23 protein-coding genes are annotated in these 25047 nt (G+C 50.0%); 4 read left to right on the forward strand and 19 right to left on the reverse strand.

All coding sequences use genetic code 11. The features are described from left to right. The first annotated feature begins 16 nt into the window (after nucleotides 1-16). Both phoU and ppx read left to right on the forward strand, forming a co-directional pair. Nucleotides 17-736, forward strand: a complete 720-nt coding sequence (gene phoU / locus ACZ5EJ_RS08540) for a phosphate signaling complex protein PhoU (protein WP_011634867.1) — start codon at nucleotides 17-19, stop codon at nucleotides 734-736. Between the two features lie 25 nt (nucleotides 737-761). Further along, entirely contained in the window at nucleotides 762-2297 is a 1536-nt protein-coding gene (ppx, locus tag ACZ5EJ_RS08545) for an exopolyphosphatase (RefSeq protein WP_464556923.1), read from the forward strand. An 8-nt stretch (nucleotides 2298-2305) separates the two neighbouring features. Here ppx and ACZ5EJ_RS08550 read toward each other — a convergent pair whose 3' ends face one another. The 6 genes from ACZ5EJ_RS08550 to ACZ5EJ_RS08575 are packed head-to-tail and all read right to left on the reverse strand — an operon-like array spanning nucleotide 2306 to nucleotide 9192. Beyond that, a complete protein-coding gene (locus ACZ5EJ_RS08550; protein ID WP_193565720.1) occupies nucleotides 2306-2740 on the reverse strand; it encodes a type IV pilin protein in 435 nt (144 codons plus the stop codon). Nucleotides 2741-2772: 32 nt separating this feature from the next. Continuing rightward, on the reverse strand, nucleotides 2773-6183 hold the full coding sequence (locus ACZ5EJ_RS08555) for a pilus assembly protein (protein WP_464556924.1): 3411 nt from the start codon (nucleotides 6181-6183) through the stop codon (nucleotides 2773-2775). 32 nt (nucleotides 6184-6215) lie between these two features. Further along, nucleotides 6216-7067, reverse strand: a complete 852-nt coding sequence (locus tag ACZ5EJ_RS08560; protein WP_464556925.1) for a pilus assembly PilX family protein — start codon at nucleotides 7065-7067, stop codon at nucleotides 6216-6218. A gap of 25 nt (nucleotides 7068-7092) precedes the next feature. Beyond that, nucleotides 7093-8166: a PilW family protein gene (locus ACZ5EJ_RS08565; protein ID WP_464556927.1), complete on the reverse strand. Its 1074-nt coding sequence runs from the start codon at nucleotides 8164-8166 to the stop codon at nucleotides 7093-7095. A gap of 8 nt (nucleotides 8167-8174) precedes the next feature. After that, complete coding sequence (pilV, locus tag ACZ5EJ_RS08570) at nucleotides 8175-8657, reverse strand: type IV pilus modification protein PilV (RefSeq protein WP_464556928.1); 483 nt, start codon at nucleotides 8655-8657, stop codon at nucleotides 8175-8177. Continuing rightward, nucleotides 8635-9192, reverse strand: coding sequence for a GspH/FimT family pseudopilin (locus ACZ5EJ_RS08575; RefSeq protein WP_464556929.1), 558 nt, complete (start codon nucleotides 9190-9192; stop codon nucleotides 8635-8637). Before ACZ5EJ_RS08575 ends, pilV begins: the two co-directional genes overlap by 23 nt. Nucleotides 9193-9450: 258 nt before the next feature. Here ACZ5EJ_RS08575 and ACZ5EJ_RS08580 point away from each other — a divergent pair, with 258 nt between their 5' ends. Together ACZ5EJ_RS08580 and ACZ5EJ_RS08585 are read left to right on the forward strand one after the other, a co-directional pair. Then, entirely contained in the window at nucleotides 9451-9741 is a 291-nt protein-coding gene (locus tag ACZ5EJ_RS08580; protein WP_074685545.1) for a nucleotidyltransferase family protein, read from the forward strand. Continuing rightward, a complete protein-coding gene (locus tag ACZ5EJ_RS08585; protein ID WP_074685547.1) occupies nucleotides 9738-10124 on the forward strand; it encodes a HepT-like ribonuclease domain-containing protein in 387 nt (128 codons plus the stop codon). Before ACZ5EJ_RS08580 ends, ACZ5EJ_RS08585 begins: the two co-directional genes overlap by 4 nt. 227 nt (nucleotides 10125-10351) lie before the next feature. On the opposite strand, the gene ACZ5EJ_RS08590 is transcribed toward ACZ5EJ_RS08585, so the two are convergent. The 13 genes from ACZ5EJ_RS08590 to ACZ5EJ_RS08650 form a co-directional block, all read right to left on the reverse strand. Then, nucleotides 10352-10984 carry a response regulator gene (locus tag ACZ5EJ_RS08590; RefSeq protein WP_011634876.1) on the reverse strand — a complete coding sequence of 211 codons (633 nt, stop codon included), beginning with the start codon at nucleotides 10982-10984 and terminating at the stop codon, nucleotides 10352-10354. A 51-nt stretch (nucleotides 10985-11035) separates the two neighbouring features. After that, on the reverse strand, nucleotides 11036-12532 hold the full coding sequence (locus ACZ5EJ_RS08595) for a histidine kinase (RefSeq protein WP_011634877.1): 1497 nt from the start codon (nucleotides 12530-12532) through the stop codon (nucleotides 11036-11038). 457 nt (nucleotides 12533-12989) lie between these two features. Next, nucleotides 12990-13838 (reverse strand): hypothetical protein, encoded by an 849-nt coding sequence (locus tag ACZ5EJ_RS08600; RefSeq protein WP_074685553.1) that lies wholly within the window; start codon nucleotides 13836-13838, stop codon nucleotides 12990-12992. A gap of 158 nt (nucleotides 13839-13996) precedes the next feature. Next, on the reverse strand, nucleotides 13997-14407 hold the full coding sequence (locus ACZ5EJ_RS08605; protein ID WP_074685555.1) for a pilin: 411 nt from the start codon (nucleotides 14405-14407) through the stop codon (nucleotides 13997-13999). Between the two features lie 127 nt (nucleotides 14408-14534). After that, nucleotides 14535-16307, reverse strand: coding sequence for a gamma-glutamyltransferase (gene ggt, locus ACZ5EJ_RS08610; protein WP_160803519.1), 1773 nt, complete (start codon nucleotides 16305-16307; stop codon nucleotides 14535-14537). 314 nt (nucleotides 16308-16621) lie between these two features. Continuing rightward, nucleotides 16622-17131 carry a DUF1269 domain-containing protein gene (locus tag ACZ5EJ_RS08615; RefSeq protein WP_464556931.1) on the reverse strand — a complete coding sequence of 170 codons (510 nt, stop codon included), beginning with the start codon at nucleotides 17129-17131 and terminating at the stop codon, nucleotides 16622-16624. 175 nt (nucleotides 17132-17306) lie between these two features. Continuing rightward, nucleotides 17307-17876, reverse strand: a complete 570-nt coding sequence (locus tag ACZ5EJ_RS08620) for a glycoside hydrolase family protein (protein ID WP_160803566.1) — start codon at nucleotides 17874-17876, stop codon at nucleotides 17307-17309. Between the two features lie 245 nt (nucleotides 17877-18121). After that, the gene (locus tag ACZ5EJ_RS08625; RefSeq protein ID WP_074685059.1) at nucleotides 18122-18523 is read right to left on the reverse strand and encodes a VOC family protein; all 402 of its coding nucleotides are present in this window, start codon (nucleotides 18521-18523) and stop codon (nucleotides 18122-18124) included. A 203-nt stretch (nucleotides 18524-18726) separates the two neighbouring features. After that, nucleotides 18727-19296 (reverse strand): DUF4231 domain-containing protein, encoded by a 570-nt coding sequence (locus tag ACZ5EJ_RS08630; RefSeq protein ID WP_074685058.1) that lies wholly within the window; start codon nucleotides 19294-19296, stop codon nucleotides 18727-18729. Between the two features lie 158 nt (nucleotides 19297-19454). Then, nucleotides 19455-21344: a cytochrome P450 gene (locus tag ACZ5EJ_RS08635; RefSeq protein WP_464556933.1), complete on the reverse strand. Its 1890-nt coding sequence runs from the start codon at nucleotides 21342-21344 to the stop codon at nucleotides 19455-19457. 32 nt (nucleotides 21345-21376) lie between these two features. Beyond that, a complete protein-coding gene (locus ACZ5EJ_RS08640; RefSeq protein ID WP_464556934.1) occupies nucleotides 21377-23329 on the reverse strand; it encodes a c-type cytochrome in 1953 nt (650 codons plus the stop codon). A 166-nt stretch (nucleotides 23330-23495) separates the two neighbouring features. Continuing rightward, nucleotides 23496-24317 (reverse strand): hypothetical protein, encoded by an 822-nt coding sequence (locus ACZ5EJ_RS08645; protein ID WP_464556935.1) that lies wholly within the window; start codon nucleotides 24315-24317, stop codon nucleotides 23496-23498. A gap of 101 nt (nucleotides 24318-24418) precedes the next feature. Beyond that, a complete protein-coding gene (locus ACZ5EJ_RS08650) occupies nucleotides 24419-24880 on the reverse strand; it encodes a ferritin-like domain-containing protein (protein ID WP_074685054.1) in 462 nt (153 codons plus the stop codon). Nucleotides 24881-25047 lie beyond the last annotated feature (167 nt).

Genomic DNA, 25047 nt, shown 5'->3' on the forward strand with positions numbered 1-25047 from the left:
GCGCAGGAGAAAAAAGATGGTAAATAACGTGATTAATAAAGAACATGTCTCAAAAAAATTTGATGCTGATCTCGAAGAAATCCGCACACGGGTATTACAGATGGGCGGATTTGTCGAGGAACAGATCAAGAACGCAGTGGAGGCATTGACTGACGGTAACGAGCACATGATTGAACAGATCATTGACAATGATCATCGCGTCAATGCCATGGAAATAAAGATCGATGAGCTCTGTTCCCAGGTTATCGTGCGCAGGCAGCCCACCGCTATTGATTTGCGCATGATCATGACTGTGATCAATACTATTACTGATCTGGAAAGAATTGGTGATGAAGCGACCAAGATCGCCCGTATGGCAAAGCTGATCTACGCTGCAGATCGCATGCACATGCCGCGTTTTGTTGAGATACGACATATTGCCGCCATTGCCATCGATATGTTGCGCAAGGCGCTTGATGCTTTTGCCCGGCTGGATCCGAACGCCTCCGCAGAAATCGTGCGCCAGGATGAACAGGTGGATGAGGAATTTCGCTCGATCATCCGCCATTTGATTACGTTCATGATGGAAGATCCTCGCAAAATCTCTACCGCGATCGAAATATTATTTGCCGCTAAGGCAGTCGAACGGATCGGTGATCATGCCAAAAACATGTCGGAATATATTGTCTACCTGGTTAAGGGGAAGGATGTCCGCCATGTATCGGCGGATGAAATTGAACGCGAAGTCAGTAAATAAACCGTTCAGAACCAACCCCCGCATCATGCACGCATACTCAACGCTCGCTGCCGTTGATCTGGGTTCCAACAGTTTTCATCTGCAGATCGCCAGGGTAGAAGAAAAGCAACTCTACCTGCTGGATAATCTGAAAGAAATGGTACAGCTTGCAGCGGGATTATCCGAAGATCAGACGCTGGACGAGGCATCACAAAACCGCGCACTCGCCTGCCTGGAGCGGTTTGGCGAGCGTTTACGGGGACTGCCGTATCATGCCGTCAGAGTGGTGGGCACAAACTCGCTACGTGTTGCCAAAAATGCAGCAGGTTTTTTGCAAAAAGCTGAAAATGCACTGGGCTTTCCTATCGAAATCATTGCAGGCTACGAAGAAGCCCGGTTGATTTTTCTTGGCGTGGCGCACAGCCTGCCTCCTTCGGATGACGCTCTGCTCGTCGTCGATATTGGTGGTGGCTCCACCGAACTGATCATCGGCAGCCAACTGAAATCCAGCAAACTGGAAAGTCTTCCCATTGGTTGTATCAGCTACAGCCAGTATTTTTTTCCTGATGGGAAGCTCACCAAAGCCTCGCTGAAATATGCCGAGCTGGCCGCACGTTCCGAAATACAGGCCGCCACCGCTGAATTCTCCTCATCATACTGGCAAAAAGCCTATGGCTCTTCCGGCACCGCGCGCGCACTGGCACACATCCTCGCAATAAACGGCTATAACGACAGCGATGATGCAGAAATCATCACACTCGCAGGGTTGGAAAAACTGCGTGAATTCCTGCTTAAAACAGGTGATCTCAGAAAGCTGACAATTCCAGGCTTAAACCCCAGCCGCAGAATAATTATTGCAGGTGGATTTGCCATCATGAGCGCTATTTTTACAGAGCTGAAGATCAAGCGTATGGAAATTGCCAGCGGCGCACTGCGCCAGGGCGTACTCTACGACATGCTGGGGCGCTTTCACAAAGAAGATATGCGTGAAGTCTCCGTACAGGAATTCATGCAGCGCTACCGGGTGGATTTGCAGCAGGCAACCCGGATTGAATCACTTGCGATTTTGCTTGGCAAACAACTCCTGGCGGATTACCCCGATCAGGAAAAAGCTGAGAATGCACTGAAATTGCTTTCCTGGGCAGCGCGTTTACATGAAATCGGCATTTCGGTGGCCCATACCGGCTACCACAAACATTCTGCTTATATTCTCGATAACGCCGATATGCCTGGCTTTTCCAGAATGGAGCAATCCCAGTTAGGTCAGCTGGTGCTATCGCACCATGGCTCGCTTGCCAAAACCGGGGATTTTCTTAGCCACCCTATCAACCTTGCGCGTTCGGTCGCCTTGCGTATCGCTACAATTTTTTACCGCAGCCGCACCCAGGTTGATTTGCCAGCCTTGATGCTATCCATGAGTGGAAGACGTTGCACATTACGCATTCCGCAAACCTGGCTGGAACGCTATCCGCTGACCGATACGCTACTGAATAATGAAATCAAGACCTGGGCAAAAGTTGATGTTGACCTGCGTATTGAAAACCTGACTGAACATCATCGCACCCGATCGGGTGCAGCCTGATAGCTTATTTACTGCCAGCATTTGGCAATAGCTTCTGCTCCTGTCACTCCGCCTGCTCCTCGCACACCTGTATGAGTCAACGACAAGGTACCGCAGGTATCACTTGCCATAGAACCTGTCGGCACCGCCTCCAGCGTATAACTATTTTGTGTTGGAGTACCTTCTGCAAACCGGATGATATATTTTGCCGTACCCGTTCGGGGTGATTGCGTCACCGGCAATGCAAAATCGCCTCCCGCGCCAGTCTGATCATAACGATTAGCTTCAGTGTAATTGCGTTCCAGCAATTGTGCCATTTCCAACAGAATACCGCTGGCCTCCACCCGATTACCCCGCCGTACATGCTCCTGGTAGGAAGGATAGGCAATCGCTGCCAGAATGCCGATAATAGCCACCACGATCATCGTCTCGATCAACGTAAAGCCGTGATTTTTCGTATACATCCGAGCCAGGCTCATTTAACTGATCCTCCTGTTTACTGTATCTGTTTCCAGGATCGGCGCGGCGGCGGAGCGCCGTTGCTGATCGTCACTTTCTCCACTGCCCCCGTGGTAGTTGCCGCGATCAGATGCGTCAAGCTACCGGCACTGATAGCAACCGATTCACTACGAATTCCATCTGAGCCTACAGCAGCAATGATTCGATCGCTACCGTCCAGCTTGCCATCCCCATTAGTATCAAACTGCGGCGGAGACATCATTCCCCCATTTTCAGCATTGAGTAATACCAACCAGTTACGCCCGCCCGCTTCGCATGGATCGATGGAAGGAATCAGCGTGGTAAAAATAATCCGCCTGAAATTCAGCATCGGCATAACGACCGAACGCTCGCCCTGTTGCGTTCCTTCCGGAGGTTGCAGCAGATCGATATACCAGCCACGCTTGGCTGACCAGTCTATTCCATTATCGGATATGGTACGTTCAAAAGGAGGAACAACGGTTTCCGTCAGGATGGTTTGCGGCTGTAATACACTGCGATCTGTTTCTGAAATCCAGCTACTGTTATCCCAGATACCGTAGAGACTTTGCACTTTTTTATCGGTGGCGTCACCGGAGGCGATGAACTGGCCGGTGCCAAAGAAAATCATATACCCTCCCTGTTTGTGGTAGCCCACTTCCAAAGGAGAAGTAATTGGTTGTACCTGATTGCTGGTATTCCTGGCCGTAAACAAGGGTACACCAACGCTGCCAGATTTATACGCCACATCCCACTGTGCCGAGCTATTTTTTGACAAATCAAATTTCCAGACATTGCCCTGCAGATCCCCTGCGTAAACAACATCAATGATCTTGTCGTTATTGGTATCCACCAGTGCCGGGCTGGAAAGGCCATTATTTGTACTGTTATTGGTTGGAATTTTTTTGATCAGTGCCCCTGTTTGTAGATCAACAATCAGCAAGTACGCCTTATCACTGGTACTGTTGTAACCGTTACTGATGATTGCCGCCCAGGAACCATCATTCAATCGTGCAATTTTTGCCTGACCGTGAACGAAACCCAGATCCACATCGGTAAATTCCCACATCACATCTGATGCAGAGAAATTGGCTGGATCGGTAATATTCAACGCAAATATACTTTTACCGCCCCCTCCCAGCGTTCCCAGCAATACTGTTTTCCAGGCGGGTGTTGCACCAATGTAGGCATCTCCGACATAGGTGTTGCCATCAACAAAATAGCGATGCACATAACCGGAATCAGTCAATTTACTTAATTGAGGATAAACAGCAGCGGGAATGTAAGCGAACAGCTCTTTGCCGGTTTCAGCACTGAAAGCATGCAGCATGCCATCATTCGCCCCGGTATAAACCATTGGAATACGACTGTTGTTCGACTGCACATAGGCATAATAGGACGCCTTCCCTGGCGTTCCGTCCAGGAATGCGTCGTAACCAAAATCCAGAGTCTTGACGAACAATAGATCGGAATTGACGATATCGCCCAGTACGCCGTTGTTACGTTTGCGAAATGTGCCGCCCTGCCCAACTTCTGTTGTTTGATCCCCACGCAGCCAGGCTAATCGCTGTAATCCCTGGTCATCATTGACCCCATTTGTACTTGTATCCAACGCGGTCTGTTGTGCTGCTGAAAATGAAGAAAAATTAGCAATGCTGAATGCCAGGCCAGCAGTACCGTTATGGGTGAAAATCTTGCGACTGGCATGTTCCGGCAATTGTTCAGAAGCCTCCCATTGCAGCAGTCCCAGTGAGGCATCAGCTTCCAGATTAAACGCCAGCAGTTGCCCGCTCCAGTCAGCACTGTTGAACTTTGCCTGATAAATCTGTGCGCCAGTATTAAGCCGGCTGGTATTGGTCGTTACTGCAGCGGCTGAACTGACCCGAGCGGTAATATTGGTCAGCGCATTCGTCAATCCAGCGGCAAAAGCGGCTGGATCCTGCGCGCTGAAAAATTCCCCACGGCTATTGACCGCTGCATGCCGGAGATCGTCGATCTTATAAGCATCAGCATCCGTTGGATCCGGCCAGGCTGCTGGCCCACCGGAGCTACCTGGTAACAAATCACCTAACGTACCCTCAACTCCCAGTCCGACAGTGAAATTGACCATATGCTGCCAGAATGCTAGATCATTGGCATTAGTCGGTACCTTGTTATCCAGATCAGTACGCAAATCGGTTTTCCAGTAATGCATCGCCACATCGGCCAAGGTATTACTAAAGCCATCCTTGTACGGCAGTGCCGGTTTGTACTGATAAGTGGCTGGTGATGTATTGGGAAAATGATTAGTGAGTTTGCTGCCGTCCGTATTATCCGCATTGCCTATTTCGGAAGGATTGGGTCCGTTCCAGAAACCATCTGTCATCAGGACATGATAATTCTGTCGGCAAACCGGCTGACTACCACCGCTCTGCCCCGGCGTAGTGCTCCATGGCCCTTTATCGTCGGCGCGCTTCAGATATTCACCGACACTCTGCATTGCTCTACGCAATGGTGTATTAGCAGCTGGAATAATATGGTTATACAGACTGTTGAAGAAATCCTCACGCTCCTGTCCAGCAAACTGCCTGACTCCGGTGATCAGTGTGCTCGTCGATATTCCATCAATCTTATTACTACTGCTGCTACCTTTATTGATCGCACCGAAAGCCACACGCATGCTGTTGCCCTGTGCCGCGAAAGCTCGGCCGACACCGGCACGCGCCAGTAAAATCCGGGAACGGTAATAGGTGTACCAGTTAGCAAAATTCTGGATTTCTTCAGCATAGATACACGCCGATGAATCAGCACAATCAGTCCGATTTTCCCCTCCATTAAAAGGGGCATTTTCCGGCTTGATTTCAACCAGAGCGTAGCTACTGGCTGAGTTGTAATTCCCACTTCCTTTGTAGCGAAAATAGACAGCCGGATAAAAAGTTTGAGATTCTGTATCTGTCAAAGAACCATTATCTTTGAGCCAGGCCGCACTCTGTGTATTGTCCACGGTTAGGTTACGGCAACCCGCAGCAGTATTGAACGGGTTATGCGGGGCACAAGTGATGCTTGCGTTATCCATCAACGACCCATCAGCCTTGCTCCAAGGCAGATAGCGCACGGTCGGGTCGTAGTAGATTTTATTGACATGGCTGGAACGCAGGGAAGCTGTATATTTATTATTCAGATCAAAGCCGACTACGTAATTACTGTAACTGTCACCCCCATAAGTACTGCTTACTCTGGGGTAAACAAAGCGCACGCTTGATTTAATCAGGCTATCCGGCATGATTTCAAACTGCATGGAACCGGAATCATCCAGTGTAAAAATAACATTGGGATCCACTGCAGTGGTCAAAAATAACGGTACATCAGATAGTGGCAATGTTGCTCCCGCACTCTCGGCCCGAATCAGCATGCAAAGGAAGCACGCCATGAACATCCAGGCTCTTATCATGCTATGAACAGTTTTCATCATCAATTCCTTTTCTACCGCCGATAAGTGCTTTGTAACAAAACGATAGCTGTCTCTGTACCCCCTGTTCCACGCGCCACGATGCGAAACATATTTGCATTAAGCGATGCACCGGATTGCTGCGCACTCCCTCCGTCCCCCATCTGTGGAACACTGGGAAGCTGCTCGATAAAATAGCGCGACTGGTTGGCCACACCATCCATGGTGACATCAATCTCTCTACTGTCATCAGCATCCCAAGCCATTCCAGTGACAGGATCTGGTGTTGGTGAGCATGAATGGGGTTCATCTACCTCTTCGCCCTCTGTATCAGGATTTGGCGCTGAAGAGCAGGCGTGGTGATACAACCCGTTTGAGCCATTAAATTCCGGAATAGTGATCTGTTCAAGAAACCGTTCTCCCGATCGCAGCGCCGCTTCTGCCGCCTGGAAAGCCAGTGTTTCATCACGCAGATTGCCTGCCATTTTTTCTTCCAGAATCGTACTCTGCAGAGCAGTTGTGCCGAGTAATGTCAGAACCACCAGAAAAATCAATCCGGTTATCAATACAGCGCCCCGCTGCGTGGAAGCAACATTTATTCTGTCATTGCGACCACCAAGCGATGGCGCAGGAAGTAATCCAGATAACCAGGCGCCAAGGTGCTGGAGCATTCCGCTGTTGCGTAACTCGTGATGCCGGCAGATTCTGGCGCGTGGTGTGATCACAGAAGGTTCTGGCACTGCTTGCGATGATCCACCTGAATGATTGTGAAGAAACCGGATTCTAACCGTGAACGAAACGTGACGAACCACCGGTGAAGCAACTTGCCGGGGTTTAAAAAACTGATCTTTATTGTTGCCGGAATCTGCCGGGAAATCCGCATCCATGTTTTCTACTCTCCAGGAAGAATCATCAGGGAGCGCGGTTGCGCAACGAGATTACGGTGGAAAATACCTGTCGCAACCGCCGGTCAGTCGGTGTTACGGTCTCACCATTGAAGGTATAGGTCTGCGACTGGCTGGTAACATTATCTTCCACCGATTGCACCAGCAGATCGATGCGTACACTGACAACATTCTCCCAATCTGCCACCAGATCCGCTGTGCGATAAATGTCCACAGCCCTGTCCCCGTTGGTATCTTCACCGTATTCAATTTGCATATTTTCAATGCCCTCAACCAGTTCATCGGCATCATCCTTCCCTTTTTTCCAATACAGAGCAGGGATTTTTCCTGGATTATTCCGAATGTAATAAGCCCTGGTGCTAATTCGTACTATTTCTCCGTTGAGAAATATTTCACCTAGCTCTTTTTCATTTCCTGGCTCTACACTGCTACCACCTGTAGCATGCTCCAAAAACTTTTTATCAGATATATTATTAATATCTATCACCTGAAAAATGGCGGTGTTTCGACAATTACTTACCAGTACTATAAAAGGCGATTTAGGATTCGATTTATCAAAATAATTTTGTAGTTCTTTTCCAAAATCACTACCTAATTCAACTCCTGGATCGGCCGACTCAGATGCATGGGAAATTACTCTGGCGTAACTATCCTCTACTCCTCTTACCACAATGACATCTCGCCCTACATCTCCTCCCTTCAATGGAGAAGTTACTTCAGACGGTAAAGCAGGTGTCCAGCCGCTTGCGCTGGTTGCTTCGAATCCCTCCAGAGGCTGATCAAATCTCCACAAAAAATCATTTTTATTATTAAGTACATTGGTTATAGCAACAACATCACCCACACAGCCGCGATATCCCGCCATACGAATATCGCGAGACAAAAGCTGGAAGGCATAGCGCGCGTTTTCCTGCATACGCGCCATTGCTTCGTTAACACGGTAAGTCTGCTGGCTGGCAGTCAGCACGGTGATCACACCACCGAGCAGCACCAACCCGATGGTCATGGCCACCATCATTTCTACCAGCGTCAGGCCATGCTGACTTCGACTGAATGCCTGATTTGCCCGCATACTTTTCATGTCACCTGTTACAGCCGGGTAGTCATGACAAATTGCTGCGCGGCCAATGCACCACGGCTGTCATCCCACTGAATGGTGATGGTCACTTTATTGTCAGCATCCACATTAACAGCGCCGGTACCATCCGGCAGACGCAGAGCAAGCTCTTCCAACCAGGGTTTAACATCCCCGGGAATCCCGGCTTCTGTCTGCGTTTCCTCCTCCGTTTCATCCTCTGAAGCAGTATCTTCCGAGATCGCATGGTTGTAGCTACCTTCTCCCGCTGCAACCCGGTTTGCCCGCATACTGTCCAGAATGCCGTATGCCATCATGGTGGCAGTTGAACGGAAACCAGCACTCTGGTTATTCTTCAATCCGGCGGTTTGCAGCCCTGCCAGCCCAAGCAGTCCAATCGAAAGAACAATGATGGCCACCAGCACTTCGATCATGCCGGCACCAGCTTGAGCATGCACAGAAGAAGAATTCTGCTTAGCCATCATTTTTACTCTCATCGAGAAACTCCTTGTTTGACGGACATCCCGCTTTTTCTACTCTTGCTCGACCAGAAACATTAATCACAATTTTGCGTGCATCATTCTGATTACATAAGGTAAATGTTCCATTTGGCAGATTGTTATTACCTTGACTACGCCCATTACGCAAATATGAAATTCTGCTACTAAAATTACCCCCACCTTTCAATGAGCTTCCATTCAATTTTGGGAAGACTCTCAATATTTCATCGTCACTATCGACAGCACCAGCCGTACCCGCATCGCTAAAAACCAGCCAGCCATCCTGCCAGCTACCGTCATTACAAGTTGCACCATCCGAGCTTTTGCAGATCGTGATTCTCCCTCCCCGTTTCACTGCTTCAGAACGGGCATAGTGCAGCGCAGTCATCAGTTCATTGGCTTGCGCGGTCAAGCGCGATTCCCGCATCAGGGATTGGTAGCCTGGAACAGCCACGGCAAGCAGGATGGAGGCAATACTGATAGTGATCATCAGCTCAACCATGGTAAAACCCTTGCTGACAGATACAGTCATTTCATTGTTTCCATAGATAAAACTGTTTTGTGATCCTGACCGGATTAGTGCCCCAGTGAAAAAATGAACCCGATCGCTGTATTTCTTCCGGTTACATTGCGGATCAACGGCTATTACCTATGGAAACTTTAGGGCAACTTCTAAAAAACCCAGCCACACAGAATGAAGCGCAAGGCATTGCGATTCTTGAAAATAGTTCTTAAAATTCCATTCTTGATTGCATATCATCTCAACGAGTTTCAATAAGGAAGGATACCCATGCGCCCGTCTGTTGTGCTTGACATGAAGCGAAGTGCGGTGCGCGAAGTGGTGAGCCGCTTTCGCACGGCGAACCCACGCGTTTTTGGCTCAGTGTTGCATGGTACCGACCGGGATGGCAGCGACATCGATCTGCTGGTGGATACGCTACCTGGTGCGACGCTGTTCGACCTGGGCGGCCTACAGATCGAGCTGGAATCGCTGCTCGGCCTCCATGTCGATCTGCGGACACCCGGAGACCTGCCGCCGAAGTTCCGAGCCAAGGTGCTCGCAGAGGCGCAACCGGTATGAGCGATAACCGCCTGCCCGACTACCTGGACCACATGCAGCAGGCCGCTACCGATGCCTGCAGTTTCGTAGAAGGTTTGACCAAAGAGGATTTCCTTGAGGACAAGCGAACCCAACAAGCCGTCATCATGAGTCTCATCATCATCGGCGAGGCTGTCACGAAAGTGATAGATAACTATGCTGAGTTCGCTCAGGCACACGGACAAGTGCCGTGGCGCAATATGCGTGGCATGCGCAACCGCATCGCCCACGGCTACTTCGACATCAACCTTGATGTGGTGTGGAACACCGTGCAGACAGCACTGCCGGAGTTGCTCAAGCAACTGCCCGCCGTGCGCCAGGATGCCAACAATGAAGACCGCAACGATGAAGAAATGGAGCCATGAGCAACAACAAGCCGTTGATGTTCGGCCCATCTGTCCCCTGCGCGGTGTCCCGCCCAAGAACGTGGTGTGTCCATTCCGACATCACTGCTGCTGGAAGTTTTGTGCTTGAAGTGACAGCCGATTAATAGCGGATTTATTTGGAATACAGCTCAATCATGTAATCTTGTTTTACTGCAAGCTGTATAAGGTGATTGCAATCACCAGGCTCAAAGAGCGCAGGAAAGGGGTCAATCGACCAGGTGATGCATGATGGCGTAGCGGATTAATTCGCTGTTGTTGGTAAGCTTCAGTTTTTCCAATAACCTGGCACGATAAACACTGACAGTTTTCGGGCTCAGACATATTTCTTCTGAAATTTCGGAAAGCCCTTTGCCGGAAGCAATCAGGCACAACGTCTGAAATTCCCGGTCGGATAATGAAGCGTGCAGCGGCCGATCTGTATTCGAGGTAATTGCGTTTGCCAGCTCCATTGCCAGCGCGGGGGTAATGAATTTCTGGCCGGATGCAACCTGACGAATCGCGGTAACCAGTTGCGCCGGCGCACTCTGCTTGTTCAGATAACCAGCCGCCCCCGCCTTGAGGGCACGGATCGCAAACTCGCTTTCATTGTGCATGCTTAGCATCAGCACCGCCAGATTCGACTGTTCCTTCTTAATTTGCTTGAGCACATCCAGCCCGTTCCGATCTGGCAATGAAATATCCAGCAACATCACATCAAAATCCTGTTGACGCACAACCTTCATCGCCTGGAAACCGCTTTCCGCTTCCCCGGTTACGCTGATGTCACCGGTCTCGCTCAGAATCTGCTTGAGCCCCTGGCGCACAATTGCATGATCATCAGTGATCATCACCTTGATCATGATTACATCCTCACCCTATCAGCTGACATTCCTTGTCTCATGTTTCATCCCTCAATCCGGCCACTCATCCTGATAAGACGATGAAGACTGCCCATTCACCGGAATCCAGATCATCACCCCCGTACCCGTCTGGGGTTCACCCTGAATATGAAACCGCCCGCCAAGCTGTTGGCAGCGCTCGCGCATACTGCGTATGCCGAACGAATTTACCTTCTCCATATCCGGGTACGTAATGCCGCAGCCATTGTCTGCCACTTCCAGATACACTTCGCCACTCGCTTCGGACAATTTCACCCGCACTTCCGATGCATCCGCATGCTTGGCGATGTTGGTCAGCGCTTCCTGAAAAACCCGAAAAATCGCCACGGCCAGATCTCCATCCAGTGAAATTTCCTCATCATCACACACCACAGCACAAGCAATCCCGGTACGCTGATTAAATTCACGGGCCTGCCATTGCACCGCGGCTACAATCCCGCAATCAAGCACACCTGGTCGCAAATCGAGCGCGATCCGGCGCGTGCTGTCAATCACCATATCCACCAGCGATTCCACCGCTGCGGCCTTGTTGCGATAAAACTCCGGCGCACGGCTGGAGTTATCCAGGCAAGGCACCAATTCACACTTGATCGCCGTCAGAGTCCCACCAATATCATCATGAATCTCGCGGGCAATCCGTGTGCGCTCCTGCTCTTTTGCTTTTTGCGAATATGCCGAAAGCTCTTCCAATTGCGCACGCGATCGGGCAATTTCCAGTTCGATCTGTTTATTACGCGTAATATTCAGCATAATTCCATCCCACAACACGGCACCACGCGGCGTCCGGCGCGGTGTAGCTCGCAGGCTGATCCATTTCACATCAGCATCTCCCCGCGCCTGAATACGTCCCTCCCAATTCCACGCCGAAAGCTGTTTGCACGAGTTCTGTAACGATTGATCGTAGTCCGACATATCTTCCGTCAGAATCAAGCCAGCAAATGCATCCGGATTTTTCTGCAGGTAATCGGGAGAAAGCCCGAGCAATGTTCTGGAACTCTCGCTGACGTACGGAAAGAAAACGCCGCCATCCGATTCCAGTACAAACTGGAACACCAGCCCCGGCAGATTGGAAGCAATCGCACGAAAACGGGCTTCGCTTCTTTCCAGTGCGGATTGCGCCTCGCACAAATCTTGCAAATGTTCAATATGCCGCTGGCAACCCCGGATGGCTGCCATCAGCCGTATCGAGTCCGATTTCAGCAATACATCCTGTACTCCCGCAGCAAATAAACATGCTGTGGCCTGCTCATCCTGCCGGGAAACCAGCACAATTACCGGAATATCCAGCCCTAGTTCCGTCAATGAATCCAGTACCGGCACCACGCCCAAATCCGGATGATCACCCGCCAGCACCAGATCCCACTCCTGTTGCTGCAATACCTCCGGCAGCGCATCTGTCGTCACACAATGCACCTGGGCTGACAGGCCGCCCTGCTCCAGCAAACCACGTACCTGCTCACCCTCCGCTGCCGTAGGCTCAACCATCAGAATTGCAAGTGTCCGTACCATCAACCTTATTCAACTCCCCACACATCCAACTAACTGGCAACCAACCAGATAATGCCACAATGACATACAGATGTAGCTACTGTTAATCTTTTAACATTAAAAACATAAACTTATATCTGTAATCAGAATAATATATTGGTAAAGTGTAACAGAGTGAGCGAAATGAAGCGGGCCAGGCAAATACCACAAGTGATATTTGATGAAATTCAGAATTTACAGGAGGTACACAACATGCTTTCAGAATGTACCAAAGACTGAAAACAGCAAGGAATAGAAGAAAAGCAGCAGGAAGAAGGTAAGGACGGGGTTTGTTACTGCATCAGTTGGTGCAGCGCTCTGATACGCTGGGACGTTAGGTAAAATGCATCCTGATGACACGGACTATCAAAGGGCCACCTCGAAAATTCCGTTTCTAAAAAAATTGACTGTAAAATCAATTTTTTATATACAGATCTTTTCAAAATTTATAGGTTTTTCGAGGTGCCCAACGGCGTCCAATCGGCCCGATACAAGCAAATACTACCGTTGCACACGCCAAACCAAGCCAGGTGCCGCGCGCCCCCGATACAATTGCTGTTGTCCATATCAGCACGATCAATACGCCCGCCACCAGCGCATAGCGGCGCAGATTTCCCTCAACCAGCAATGGAGCTGCCAGCAACGGCAATGCCAGCGTCAAAAACTGGCCAAAGAAACGGGGATTGGAGAAACCATCCACCAGCAGCCATGCATCCAGTATGCCTTCTCCATTCGTGATAGCGGCCAGATAGGATACGTCAAAGCGTGCCACCAGCCTGGCGCAGATAAAGAACAACGTTGCCAGCAGTACGCGATCTACCGTGTGGCCACCAGCATTTTGTATGCCATATAAGCGCCGCACGGAGGCCACCAACCAGCTCAAACCCAGGCAAGCCACACCCAGCGCCAGCTCGGTAAACGCCCAGAGTGGTTGGTGCGCCAGGTATGCAAAAACACCGGCAGCGACTATCACCAACACAAACAGACGATGATTCATGTGACTCAATAGCAGTGGTGTGCGCAATCTACCAAGGCCAAAAATCAGTAACGCAGCAATCACAGCCATTGCCAATGTTAATATTTGCCCAATACGCTGCTGATCATGCCAGTGCGTATTCTCCAACCAGACTACCAATGGCAGAGTTGATACCAGTACCAACGCAGCGATCATCAGCAGATTCGCGACCCGATGTGACCAGACAATACGATTTTTCTGGCCTGGTGTGGTTGCGCACAGCAATGAATGGAGCAAGAGATCGGATTGACCCTCAGCCATAGCTTTGTCCATGATAATAAATACCTTGTTAGGAAAATAAGGGGAAAGTAGTGCTTTTAGCCCGCCCGTCAAAAAAAGATCATCATCTGCATACCACCAGAAACAGAAAACCCTGCCAAAGCAGGGTTTTCATAGAATCAAATTAGAAGATTTGATTAGGAGCCAGTACTTTACTTGCAAGTCTTAGGTAGGTATTTATCTTCATCTGTTCCAATATCAGACTTGCATGACCACACACCAGCATCTGTACGACTTAAAGTAATTGTTTTGCCATTCACTTTAGCAGGTGCATTTTCTAATTTACATTCAACATCACCAACGCCAGCGGTAATATCAGTTTTTATCACACAGTTACCGGTTGTTTTATTGAAGGCAACAATAGTAGTTCCAATATCTCCCCCACCATTTACTATATCTTCAATACCTGATTTCAAAGATGAAATTTCAGCAAGACCGGCCGTTACCTTGGCTTTAGCTTGATAATCCGAGTAAGCCGGGATCGCCACGGCCGCCAAGATGCCGATGATCGCGACGACGATCATCAATTCGATCAAAGTAAAACCTTGTTGATTGTGTTGCATGGTTGGGTTCTCCATTTGTTAACAAATAAAATAGAATTCGCTGGTTACAGCTTGGTGCGCTGATGAATACCGCTGGGGAGTATAACGGCGATCGTTTTTTTGGCTTTAGAAAAATTTCGACGGCCCCTCAAAACCCCACGGTTGCTCCATCTGGATTGCGCGGGTCGGAATAGCCCCAAAGTTCATCACCGTGCAGCTGGATAGTCTGGGTACGGCCCATGGTGGGCTTGATAACAATGCGATGCCCTTTTTCCTGTAAAAGACGCAAGGTATCAGGCGAAATCCCTTTTTCCAGTCGCAGTTCGTCCGGTGTCCACTGATGGTGGAAGCGTGCAGCTGAGGCTGCTTCAGCAGGATTCATGGCAAAGTCGATACCGTTTACGATTTGCTGCAACACCGTGGTAATAATGCGTGGCCCGCCGGGGCTGCCAGTCACCAACCAGGGTTTGCCCGCCTTGAAAACAAACGCAGGCGTCATGGATGAAAGCGGGCGTTTGCCTGCGGCAACCGCATTGGCCTCGCCGCCGATGACGCCGTACACGTTGGGCATCCCTGGTTTGATTGAAAAATCATCCATTTCATTATTGAGCACGATGCCCGTGCCGGGTGCGACAATACCGCTGCCAAAATTGGTGTTGAGCGTATAAGTGACGGCAACCATATTGCCGGCTGAATCCATCACCGAAAAGTGCGTAGTCTGATTGCTTTCATGGAATTGCGGCTGGCCGGGTTTGATGGCCTCTGCGACACGAGCGTGATCCGGATCAATGTGTGATACCAGCGCCTCAGCATAAGCTTTGCTGATCAGGCCAGTGAGCGGGACGTTGACAAAATCCGGATCTCCCAGATATTCAGATCGATCAGCATAAGCCAGCTTCATGGCTTCCGTCATATGATGAATCGTTCGTGCACTGTTGTGCCCCCACTCCCTGAGCGGCCAATATTCCAGCATATTAAGCATCTGTACCAGATGCACACCGCCTGAAGAAGGCGGCGGCATGGTAACGATCTCATAACCGCGATAGGTGCCACGTACCGGCTCGCGCTCAGTTATCCGGTAATTTTTCAGATCTTCCATTGTCATCGGGCTGCCGTTTCTGGCCATATCCGCAGCAATCCTATGCGCAATCTCTCCTGCATAAAACGCCCTGGCGCCATCGCGTGCAATTAAACGCAGCGAATTGGCCAGATCTTGCTGTACCAGCTTGTCACCCGTTTTCAACGGCATATCATTTTTCCAGAAGATTGCCCGGGTGGCTGGCCACTTCCCCATGTTGCCCGCTGAATACTGCAACCCTTTAGCGAGCGTTTTGCTGACTGGATAACCTTCTTCCGCCAGTGTGATCGCCGGTTGCATCACTTTTGCCAGCGGCATGGAGCCCCAGCGTTGCAATGCGTGGATCATTCCGGCAACCGTACCTGGAACCCCCACCGCTGCGTGACTGAAAAGTGATTTTTTATTTATGACATTCCCGGCTGTATCCAGATACATATCACGGCTGGCAGCTGCCGGAGCAGTTTCACGAAAATCCAGCGCGGTTGATCGCCCGGTTTGGGCGTCATGAACCAGCATGAATCCCCCGCCGCCAATATTGCCCGCATTGGGTAACGTTACCGCCAGACCAAAGCCAATCGCCACGGCGGCATCAATCGCATTGCCACCCGCTTTGAGAATGTCCACCCCGATTCTGGAAGCCAGTTTTTGCTCGGTGGCCACCATGCCATGCCGCGCCACGACAGGATGGAATATATCCATATCCCAGTCGTAGATTATTGCGGCTGCGGTAGTTTGTGATACAGACGGGGGGGGCGTTAGCGGAACGGTTGGAATCGTGCTGCATGCCGTCAGCAGAATCAGGGAAATATTGCTTAACAGCAAGAAGAGGTTGCGAATGAGCAAATGGATACTCCTTTTTTAATCCCATGCTGCTCAATGCAGCCGGCAATCCACGCAATGGGATGGCGGGTAGTGGTTATGATAGACAGCATGCTCTCCCACGAGAAAGCACGCTGCCCGGTAATTCACAATTGTTTGGCTAAGTTGCAGATTTTATAATTTCACAACATGCGTCAAGGAATCTCTAAAAAATGTTAGCGAAGAAACTAGCACAAGGCAAAATTGAATGAGAAAGCGGAGCATACTTGAAGTATGTGAGCATTTTGAGTTCAATTTCAACACCGCAATGCGCCCTTCAGTGAGATATTGAACAGGTTCTAAGGAAATGCAGGGATTCTGGGCTCTGTTTGCATAATTTCGACCTGAGGTAAATGCAGTCTTATTCGATCTTCAATTTCATCGACCCGATCTTTAGGCACATCAGCCAACACCAGCAATTTTCCCGCTTCAATCTTATCCTCAAATTCTTTAATGCGCCGATTACCAAGCGTCATGCCGATCATGCCACCTGCCCACGATCCAATACTTGCGCCAGCCAGTGTGGTTGCCAACAAAATACCACCAGCAATGACCGTCGATGCAGGCGGGAGTGCGACAGCAACCAACCCGGCAAGTAATCCTGTCGCACCCCCTAGCGCAACGCCTTGCTGAACGGCAGGGATAAAATCAGTTTTCTGTAACAGGTTGGCTTCCGGTAAATCTTCAAGTGGTGTATCGCGCTTCGCAATCACATGAATATGCCTCTCTTCAATTCTTGCCAGAAGCAAATCATCAACAATTTTCTTGGTGGTAGCTATTTCCGGAACCAAAAAATATATGCGTCTCATGATGCCCTCCATTTAGAACTGCCAGGTTAAGAATGAAAGAGTGGTGATTTACTCCTTCGGCGAAAACACTTCTGATAGATACCATGACTCACGTGCGCGACCCTGTGGGATTCATGCAGAGGCTCCCTTGGCCATAACCAGATTCAAGGTTTCCAGGGGGCCAGAATCTCACTGTTTATGGACCAAACGTTATTTCTATGCCCACATCCACCAGCCCCAAAATGCCCGTACCCACTTTCCCCTGCAGTTTCCATTCTTTGGGTGTAAGCAGGTTAGAAATAATCTGCCATATTTTTGACAGGAAACGCTTCAGCAAAGGGGTTAAAATTGTTTTTATTTTGTTCAGCGCGGCACGTACAGGGTTTGTCACCTGGTTTATAAACCACTGAGCGGTTGTTTGAGTGTCGTCTTGAATCATGTTTTCAATATGTTCAAGAACACCCTTGAGCCATTCGAGCTGTGCATTCAGCTCATTCGCAAGTGTTGCAAGTGAAAAAGCAGATCCCCCGTTTAATCTTCCAGACGCTGAAGATCCAATTTCTTCGAGCAGCTGGCTGATTCTGTCAAGTAACTGTGCCACTCTGTCTCGAAATTCCTCCAGATCATCAGCCAGCGGTATTCGCAAATCCCGTAATGCTGGATTTATTGACACTAATTCCGAAAATTCCAGGAGCTCCGTACGAAGTCTTTCTACATCTCCGAGTGCCGCTTCCGTATCACGTTGCAAGTCTTCCGGGTTTGTCATTCTGACCTCCCCAATTTGGTATTTAACAGCTGAAAACCGTTTACCCCCCATGTTCAAGCATATTGCCTGCAATCGCTACTCAACACATTGGATCTCTAATATGGAGCCAGCGTAGTGCTACCCGCTTTCACCGCAGCATGCTGCCTCAATTGCCGCAATGTCGATTTTTCTCATCTGCATCAGGGCGTTGAATGCACCGGTTGGAGCGCAATATCTGACATTGCCATGTCTCGATCATCTATCTATCACATGGAATGCAGACCAATCATATTGCCTTCGGTATCGTGCACCAGTGCGATGAAGCCGTGTTTGCCAATGGACATTTTTTCCTTGAAAACGCTGCCGCCACTTTCGGCTGCACGAGCAGCTTCTACAGCACAGTCGTCACAGGCAAAATAGATCAGCGTGCCACCATGCCCGGAAGGAGCCCCTTCCATTTTTACCAACATCCCACATGCGCCGTAAGTGGTATGGGCGGCATCCTTGTCTGCGGGAAAGCTCCACATTTCCATGTTCATTTCTGCTGTCGGGGCAGCCATTTTTTCCAGCTTGACTGCAAATACGGATTCATAGAATGCTTTGGCGCGCTCCATGTCCTGAACATAGATTTCAAACCAGACAACGGGATTGCTTTGATTGCGTTTCATGCGACTCTCCTTCTAAAGGTTGGTTGTGATAACGCCTGGCGGGAGGCGGGCTGGACGGATGAAAGGTGCTGTAATACCCCACCACCATGCGGTTTCCACTTGAATAAGACGGCAGGTTTCCAGCACATTGGATTACTCCTGAAATCTGGTTCAATCAGATCCGCAAGCTGTATCTGATATGGATTAAATCTGTTAGACGGCAATTAACCTGCCCGGTCAGCCTGCTGCTCCGTCTCGTGATGGATGTCCTCGTTCTTCTCCTTTTTTTCTTCCACCACCTGCGTCATGTAGGTCTCCACTTCCTCACGGCTAAGCTCCTCGACACGAGCGGCAAAGGCTGGATAGACCTGGACATGGGTTTGACCGACGTAAGGCCCGCTGAGCTGAAAAAACTGCCAGCCTTCGCTCTTCAGTGCCTCAACTGTACGCCGGTAATGGCGCCATCGTTCGCCATAGTGAAAAAATTCCTCCACGGCGGCACTCAATGCCACCACGAGACTGACGATGAACGTGAGCGTCTTGATTGCGGCCGCAGCACCATCACCGACGTTCAAGCTGACCAGTGCCGGAACGATCACACCTCCGATAATCGTCGTGAGGCGCAGAATGTTATGCCACAAGATGGAATTCCATGCCCTCTCATCCATCCAGATCACTTGCTCCAGCCACCGTGCCCGGAGAAACTGCTTATTCAGCTCCGGCAACTCCAATACCTCGATGAGCTTGCCCATCTCCAGCCGCATCTGTTCATGGTCTTTCGGTTTTCTCAGCATGGTCGCCCCGCAAAAAAATCGAGCGCATCTGGTGTACAGGAAAAACAAATGCGTTTTTCCCAAGTATCTTCTGAAAAACTATCTGCGTTGTTACCATTACGTTAAAAACAGTCCCGAAATACTCATTTACTATCTAATAATCCACATCCCATCCATCATCAGAAGCCAATCTTAAAGCGCATGGCAAACCAGTTTTCCTCATCCATTTCAAGCTCGCCACGCCGTACCAGGGAACCGATTCTGAGCATCGCACGTAGTGATTCCTGCATGGTGATTTCCGAGGCATAGCGGCCAAGGCACTTATGCCGCCCGTAACCGTGTTGTAAATAAATCAGGCTTTGAGGCGCCTCGCTCGCGCGTTCCTGATTGCACAAGTAAGGCGTCAGCCGTTCATCTCGCGTGACATCAAAGGCCGCTGGATTCGGCACCACTTCCGGATCCAGCATGGCTGCGGCATAGGCTACAAAAACAACCGTTCCTTTACCGAGGGAGACACCACCAAGTACATCGTTGTCTTGTACGCACACTCGCAATAAAACCTCACCTTGCGGTTCGAGACGCAAGGCTTCCAGAGCATACTTGCGAAGCCTTTCCAGACTTTCCGCATAATCCGGCTCGTCCGGCTCCACATCGGCCCAATAAAGTGCTTGTTCGAAGCTGGAATCGTTCAATACTTCGTATTTATCCTCCTTCAAACGAAGCATGGAATCCAGAATACGCGCCGTTGCTTCCTGGGGATTGACTACCGCACCGACGGTTGTACCAAATACATTCGACCGGATCATTGAATCCGAAAGACGCCGTGCCAGTTCACCTTGTGGAAGCGGTGCACCAAGCAGCCTGGCGAATTCCACTTCCAGCTTGCCAGCATTTTGCTCCAGTTCAAGCTGCATCCGCAGCAGTCTCGTCAGCATGGTGTCAGGCACTATTTCACCATGCTGTAACCGTGCCTTATGGTGCTGAAGCAGTGCGAAAATGTAGGCGCTGAGATATTCGGTCGCGATAATGCCGCGCTCACGATATTCGGTAAATTTAGGATGAGCTGGACTAATGCTATTGAAAATATTGCGAAAAGCATCCTTCACCCAGCCAAACAGATCATCTCCGGTCGGCACGATGCCTTCTTTTATCCTGGTAAAGGTAAAAAATTTCTGCAGACTTTCATCGAGGGCAAAATGATCTCCTCCCCGTAATCCTGGCAATGCTGAAGGCGCTCCTGCCTCGCAATAGTGAACGCCCAGATAATCGCCAACGATACGCAGCGGTACGAATTTGGCGATCGTTGCGACCACATCGATTTCATCAGTGCCTTCAACTTGTGCCTGATGTGTCCAGCGCTCAGCCTCCTCGCGGGCCAGGCGGATAAGCGTGTCCTTGTCGCTACGTGACACAGCCCGTCGCAATATTACGTCATCAAGTTGATAAAGATCATCGCGATCGGTACCGAGCATGAAATGTGTGTAAGCATCTGGATGCCTGGTTTTGTCATCCGTGGCACGCGCCATCTCGGCGGCATACAGATCCACCGTGAAGAGATCAGTGCGCACCAGACATCGAATGACTTCCGGATGCCGCATAACTATTACGGGACCAATCGCTGGTTTGAAGATCGGCATAGTGCTTCTTGGTTGCGCCAGGAGTTCCTGGAACATCGCATCAGGTGAAGTGGCCAACCATTGAGTGATTATCTGCGCAACCGCAGCGCCGCGTACTTGTGCGGCTGCGGTGAAGGCTGTAATTGCAGCTTCTGCTGCCTGCTTGTCCCGGCGATAAACTTCTGGATCGCTGGCGTACTTAGGATCATCTGGATTGGGAGGATTGGGAGGACTGGGAGGACTGGGAGGACTGGGAGGACTGGGCGGCGGAGGGGGTAACGGTGAACTCGCCTCGGCATTCGCAATATCGCTCAGAAAGCTTGCAGTCGGTGGTGGAGAATTGGGCGCCTCCTCTCTACCCGGCGATGGGTTGCCCTGCTTCTTTCCCGATGTCATTTGGATTAGCTTGATGAAACCGCAAACCATGCCATAAAGCTGATCCTTTATTGTCATCCCATTTTGCCTGGCCATATCGCCTCCCCTTTCTACAACGTTTTCATGTACTCAATGACTGCCCACACCTGTTCGTCTGTCCACTCGCTACCGTAGGCATGACCGATATTTGAATTACCGTACACTGTTGTATCATGCTCGGCAAAGTGTACAGTATCGCCAGGGCCGTATTCATCAAGCGCAGGAGCCTTGTCCCATACAAAGCCAATTTTTTCTTCATCATATTTGATATTGCCGCGAATAAATTTCACCGGCCGTTCAGCAGGCCGCAAGAGATGCCACAAAGTTGGTACAGAGCCGTTGTGAAGATAAGGTGCCTGGGCCCAGATACCATGAAGCACATCCGGCTTGTAACCCGATGCCTCACCGCGCGGCGTGACGAAATACGCCTCGTCATCGGCTGCGCGACTGCCTCGTTTGGGACGACACCAATCACTGCCACCCCGTTCAACGTAAAGTTCACAAGTCTCACGGATCAATTCAAGCAATCCCAGACGAGCCGTCGGCGTGATCTGCATTGCCCGGTTCATATCAGTGCCGATGTTATAAACCTTCTTATTCTGAGAATAATGACATGCAGAAGCGCACTGCTGTTCGAAAAGAGGTTTGCCTTTGGCCGCCAGATCAAGATCCACGGAAAAGGGGTAAGGAGAAGGTGGCAAATCATTGATAAACGGATTCATTGCCTCATGGATGCGGACATTTACTTTAGATGGATCACCTCCCGAGGAAACCCCTGAGGCGAGTACCCGTGCCTCGGCTGCCTGATTCGTATCCCAGTTAGCCAGGCCATGGTCACGTGAATACCACAGACTCTTGATATCGGAAATGCCTGGAAGATGAGATATCCATTCATTTGCCGTATTAAACAGTCGCTCACTGGCCTTTTTAAGACGTTCTTCCCGTGGGAGATTTTCTAGTCCTGCAAAGAAAAGATGATCATCCGGCAAACGCGCCAGGTAGCTATCACGTCTGGCATGCACCGCGACCAGTCCAGTAGCGGTGCCAAACGCATCCATGCACCCGGGAGTTGGACCAAATGCACTTGGTGCTTTTTGTCCCTCTTTATCCGTGTGCATCGGATTCGAGGCCTGGGCCAGATACATAAGCTCCGTTGTCTTGGCCAGGCCAATCAGAAACTTGACTGCCTCTTCGAGGTTACCCAATACACGCGTAACCTGAACCTTGGCGTACTCAGCACTGGCTAACCGCTCCTCAGGCGTTTTACCACCGTAAAACCAGGCCGGGTCAGTCTCAATCCTGTTTTTAAGGAATGCAGCAATTCTGCTAACCTGATCAAAATCAACCTGAATTTTGCCTGGGTCAGGGCTGTCCACTTTAATGAGTTTCGTGGCCGTACCGTAGAGCAGGCCAACGTATCCTGACGACTCGATTTCGGTATTAGGTGCACCGATTAAATGGCGGATACGATCTTTAACGTAGACCCGGCCGGTATGGCATGCGCCACAAGAGAAAAAGACGTTATCTGTGCGTTTATCCTCTGGAACTACCGGATCCTGTGCCGTGAAAAGCCCATAAGGCAAAGGATGGCGTTGTTCTGGCGGAAGCAGCTTACCCGATTCGGGATCATAGTCATCCGGATGGGGACCAAACCCCAGGTTACCCAGCGAGCCCTGTCCTTTCCAGATATCAGGATAAACTTCAATTACGGCGCGCAGCAGCACATAAGGCACACCGTTGAAAGCAAGTGGACGGGTATTAAACCATTCGCGGCCCAACCGATTGCTGTACCAAGGTGTACGCGCTTCGCGGTCGGTCACGATTCGTTTGATGACAGCATCGCTCAAATAGGCAACCTGTTGCTGTTCTCGCTGTGCGCGCTCCTCCTCCCAGCTGAGAGTCTGCTGGTCGGGTGGGTGAACGTCTCCTTTCCGGTAATCTTTGCACGAAATGAGCGCCGCGAGGATAAACAGAGTCATTGCGCAGCGAATCATGGTGGGAGTGAAAAAGCCTGGATTCTTCATTGCAGCCCCCTTCCAGACAGTTGGCGGAAAGTTATTCTACTGCGCTTTTTCTCATGATGACAATGTCAAATAATAACAATGCATCAAATATATTAGACAAGAATTAATCTGTCCGGTTTATCGGTGCAATGTTGTAACAACAGCGCCCTGACATGATCCGAACAGCCTATAAATTTACGCCGGGTGGAAGGGATAACGGCAAGCAATCCGGAGACATACGGGGTACGCGAACGCGAATCGCCACCACCACGAACAAAATGCCAATGCAAGAGATTAAATGTTTCAGTGTGTGACCGCTGATGCCGATAGCATCATAGACAGGCATGTCGCCGAGTTCAAATACCTTCGCCAGTACGTAAGCTGCAAGCGGTGCCCACATGAACGTTGATGGTTTTAAGCGGGAGGGGAACAACAGCATAATCAATGGAACCAGAACAATAGGCAAGTACTGGACCAGCACGTAGAAGCGCAGATCTCCCCGCCCATGTAACTCCGTGAAGTACCAGTAAAAAACTGACAACGATCCAAATAAAAGCAATGGAATCAACAAATTTCGGCCGTAACGCTCGCTGATATGTTCTCCAACGATGATGCAGAGAAATGCCATGAATGCCGCAGCCATGGGTAGCCGATCCCAAACCAGTGTGGCGTTATCGGGTTCCAGATGACAGTAAGCTGAGCCCAGCCCTATGAATATCGTGGCGATAAAAAATACCGCATAACCCGACCGCAAAGCCCGCAGCGCTCCTTGTGACTTGCTGGATCTCAGCATCGCCAGACCCACAGCCCCAACCAGAACAAACGCAACGCTGGAGGCAACGTCATAGAAGTTCGGGATACCCAGAAAGTACCTGGTATCCGCGAAATTGTTGTAGTGCGGATCTTGCGGAATTGCTTCTTGCGTAAAGACGCCCATCGCGCTAGCGATCGCAATGACGATGATGAATATCAGTCGCTTTTTGTGTGCAAGATGCTGAGGTATATCCACGGCAGGCATCGTCTTACACTGAGCGGAGCGGCGCAATGGGACAATTAAGCGCGAGTATTCGGGTGCAGTACGACGTAATGCACGGACGATTCTGAAACAAATCAACTCTTTGGCGTTTCGTATACATCTGTTTTACCCGTTCGCCGCAACATCTTATTAACCTGATCCACATGCATCTCCTCTTCGACGATGAGACCGCGCGCATAATCCTCCAGCAGCACTGATTTACTCTGGGCCAGCTCCAGCAACGCATAGTAGGCAGTAAGTGACTGGGTTTCATGCGCCAGTGATTCTCGCAGAATATCGCCGATATCATGCACGTGCGTTTCCAGCAGAGGGCCGATCGCAAGTGAGGGATACCCCCCCAACAGTGTGACAAGTTCGCCGGCTTTATGTGCATGGAGCAAGCCTTCTTCGGCTTGTTCCTTGAGCCATTCCACCACTGGAATACGGTTATAACCAAATACCATCAACGAATAATGCGTATATCGCACCACTCCAGCAAGCTCAAGCTCCATGATCTTGTTCAGCAGCGCGATTGCCTTGTCTTTATCGAAATCCATGTGTGTCTCCTTTATGGTTATGAACGTTCAAGGAACATGTGCACCAGTTTGCCGCATCAGAGTACCCCGCCATGGCTTTCATAAAATTACAAGGCATCGACCAGGCACAGCATTGCATCCACATCAGCATATAGGAAAAACAAATACTTTTTTAAAATTTATTACGC

This window comes from Nitrosomonas sp. TNE100 (genome assembly GCF_055387135.1).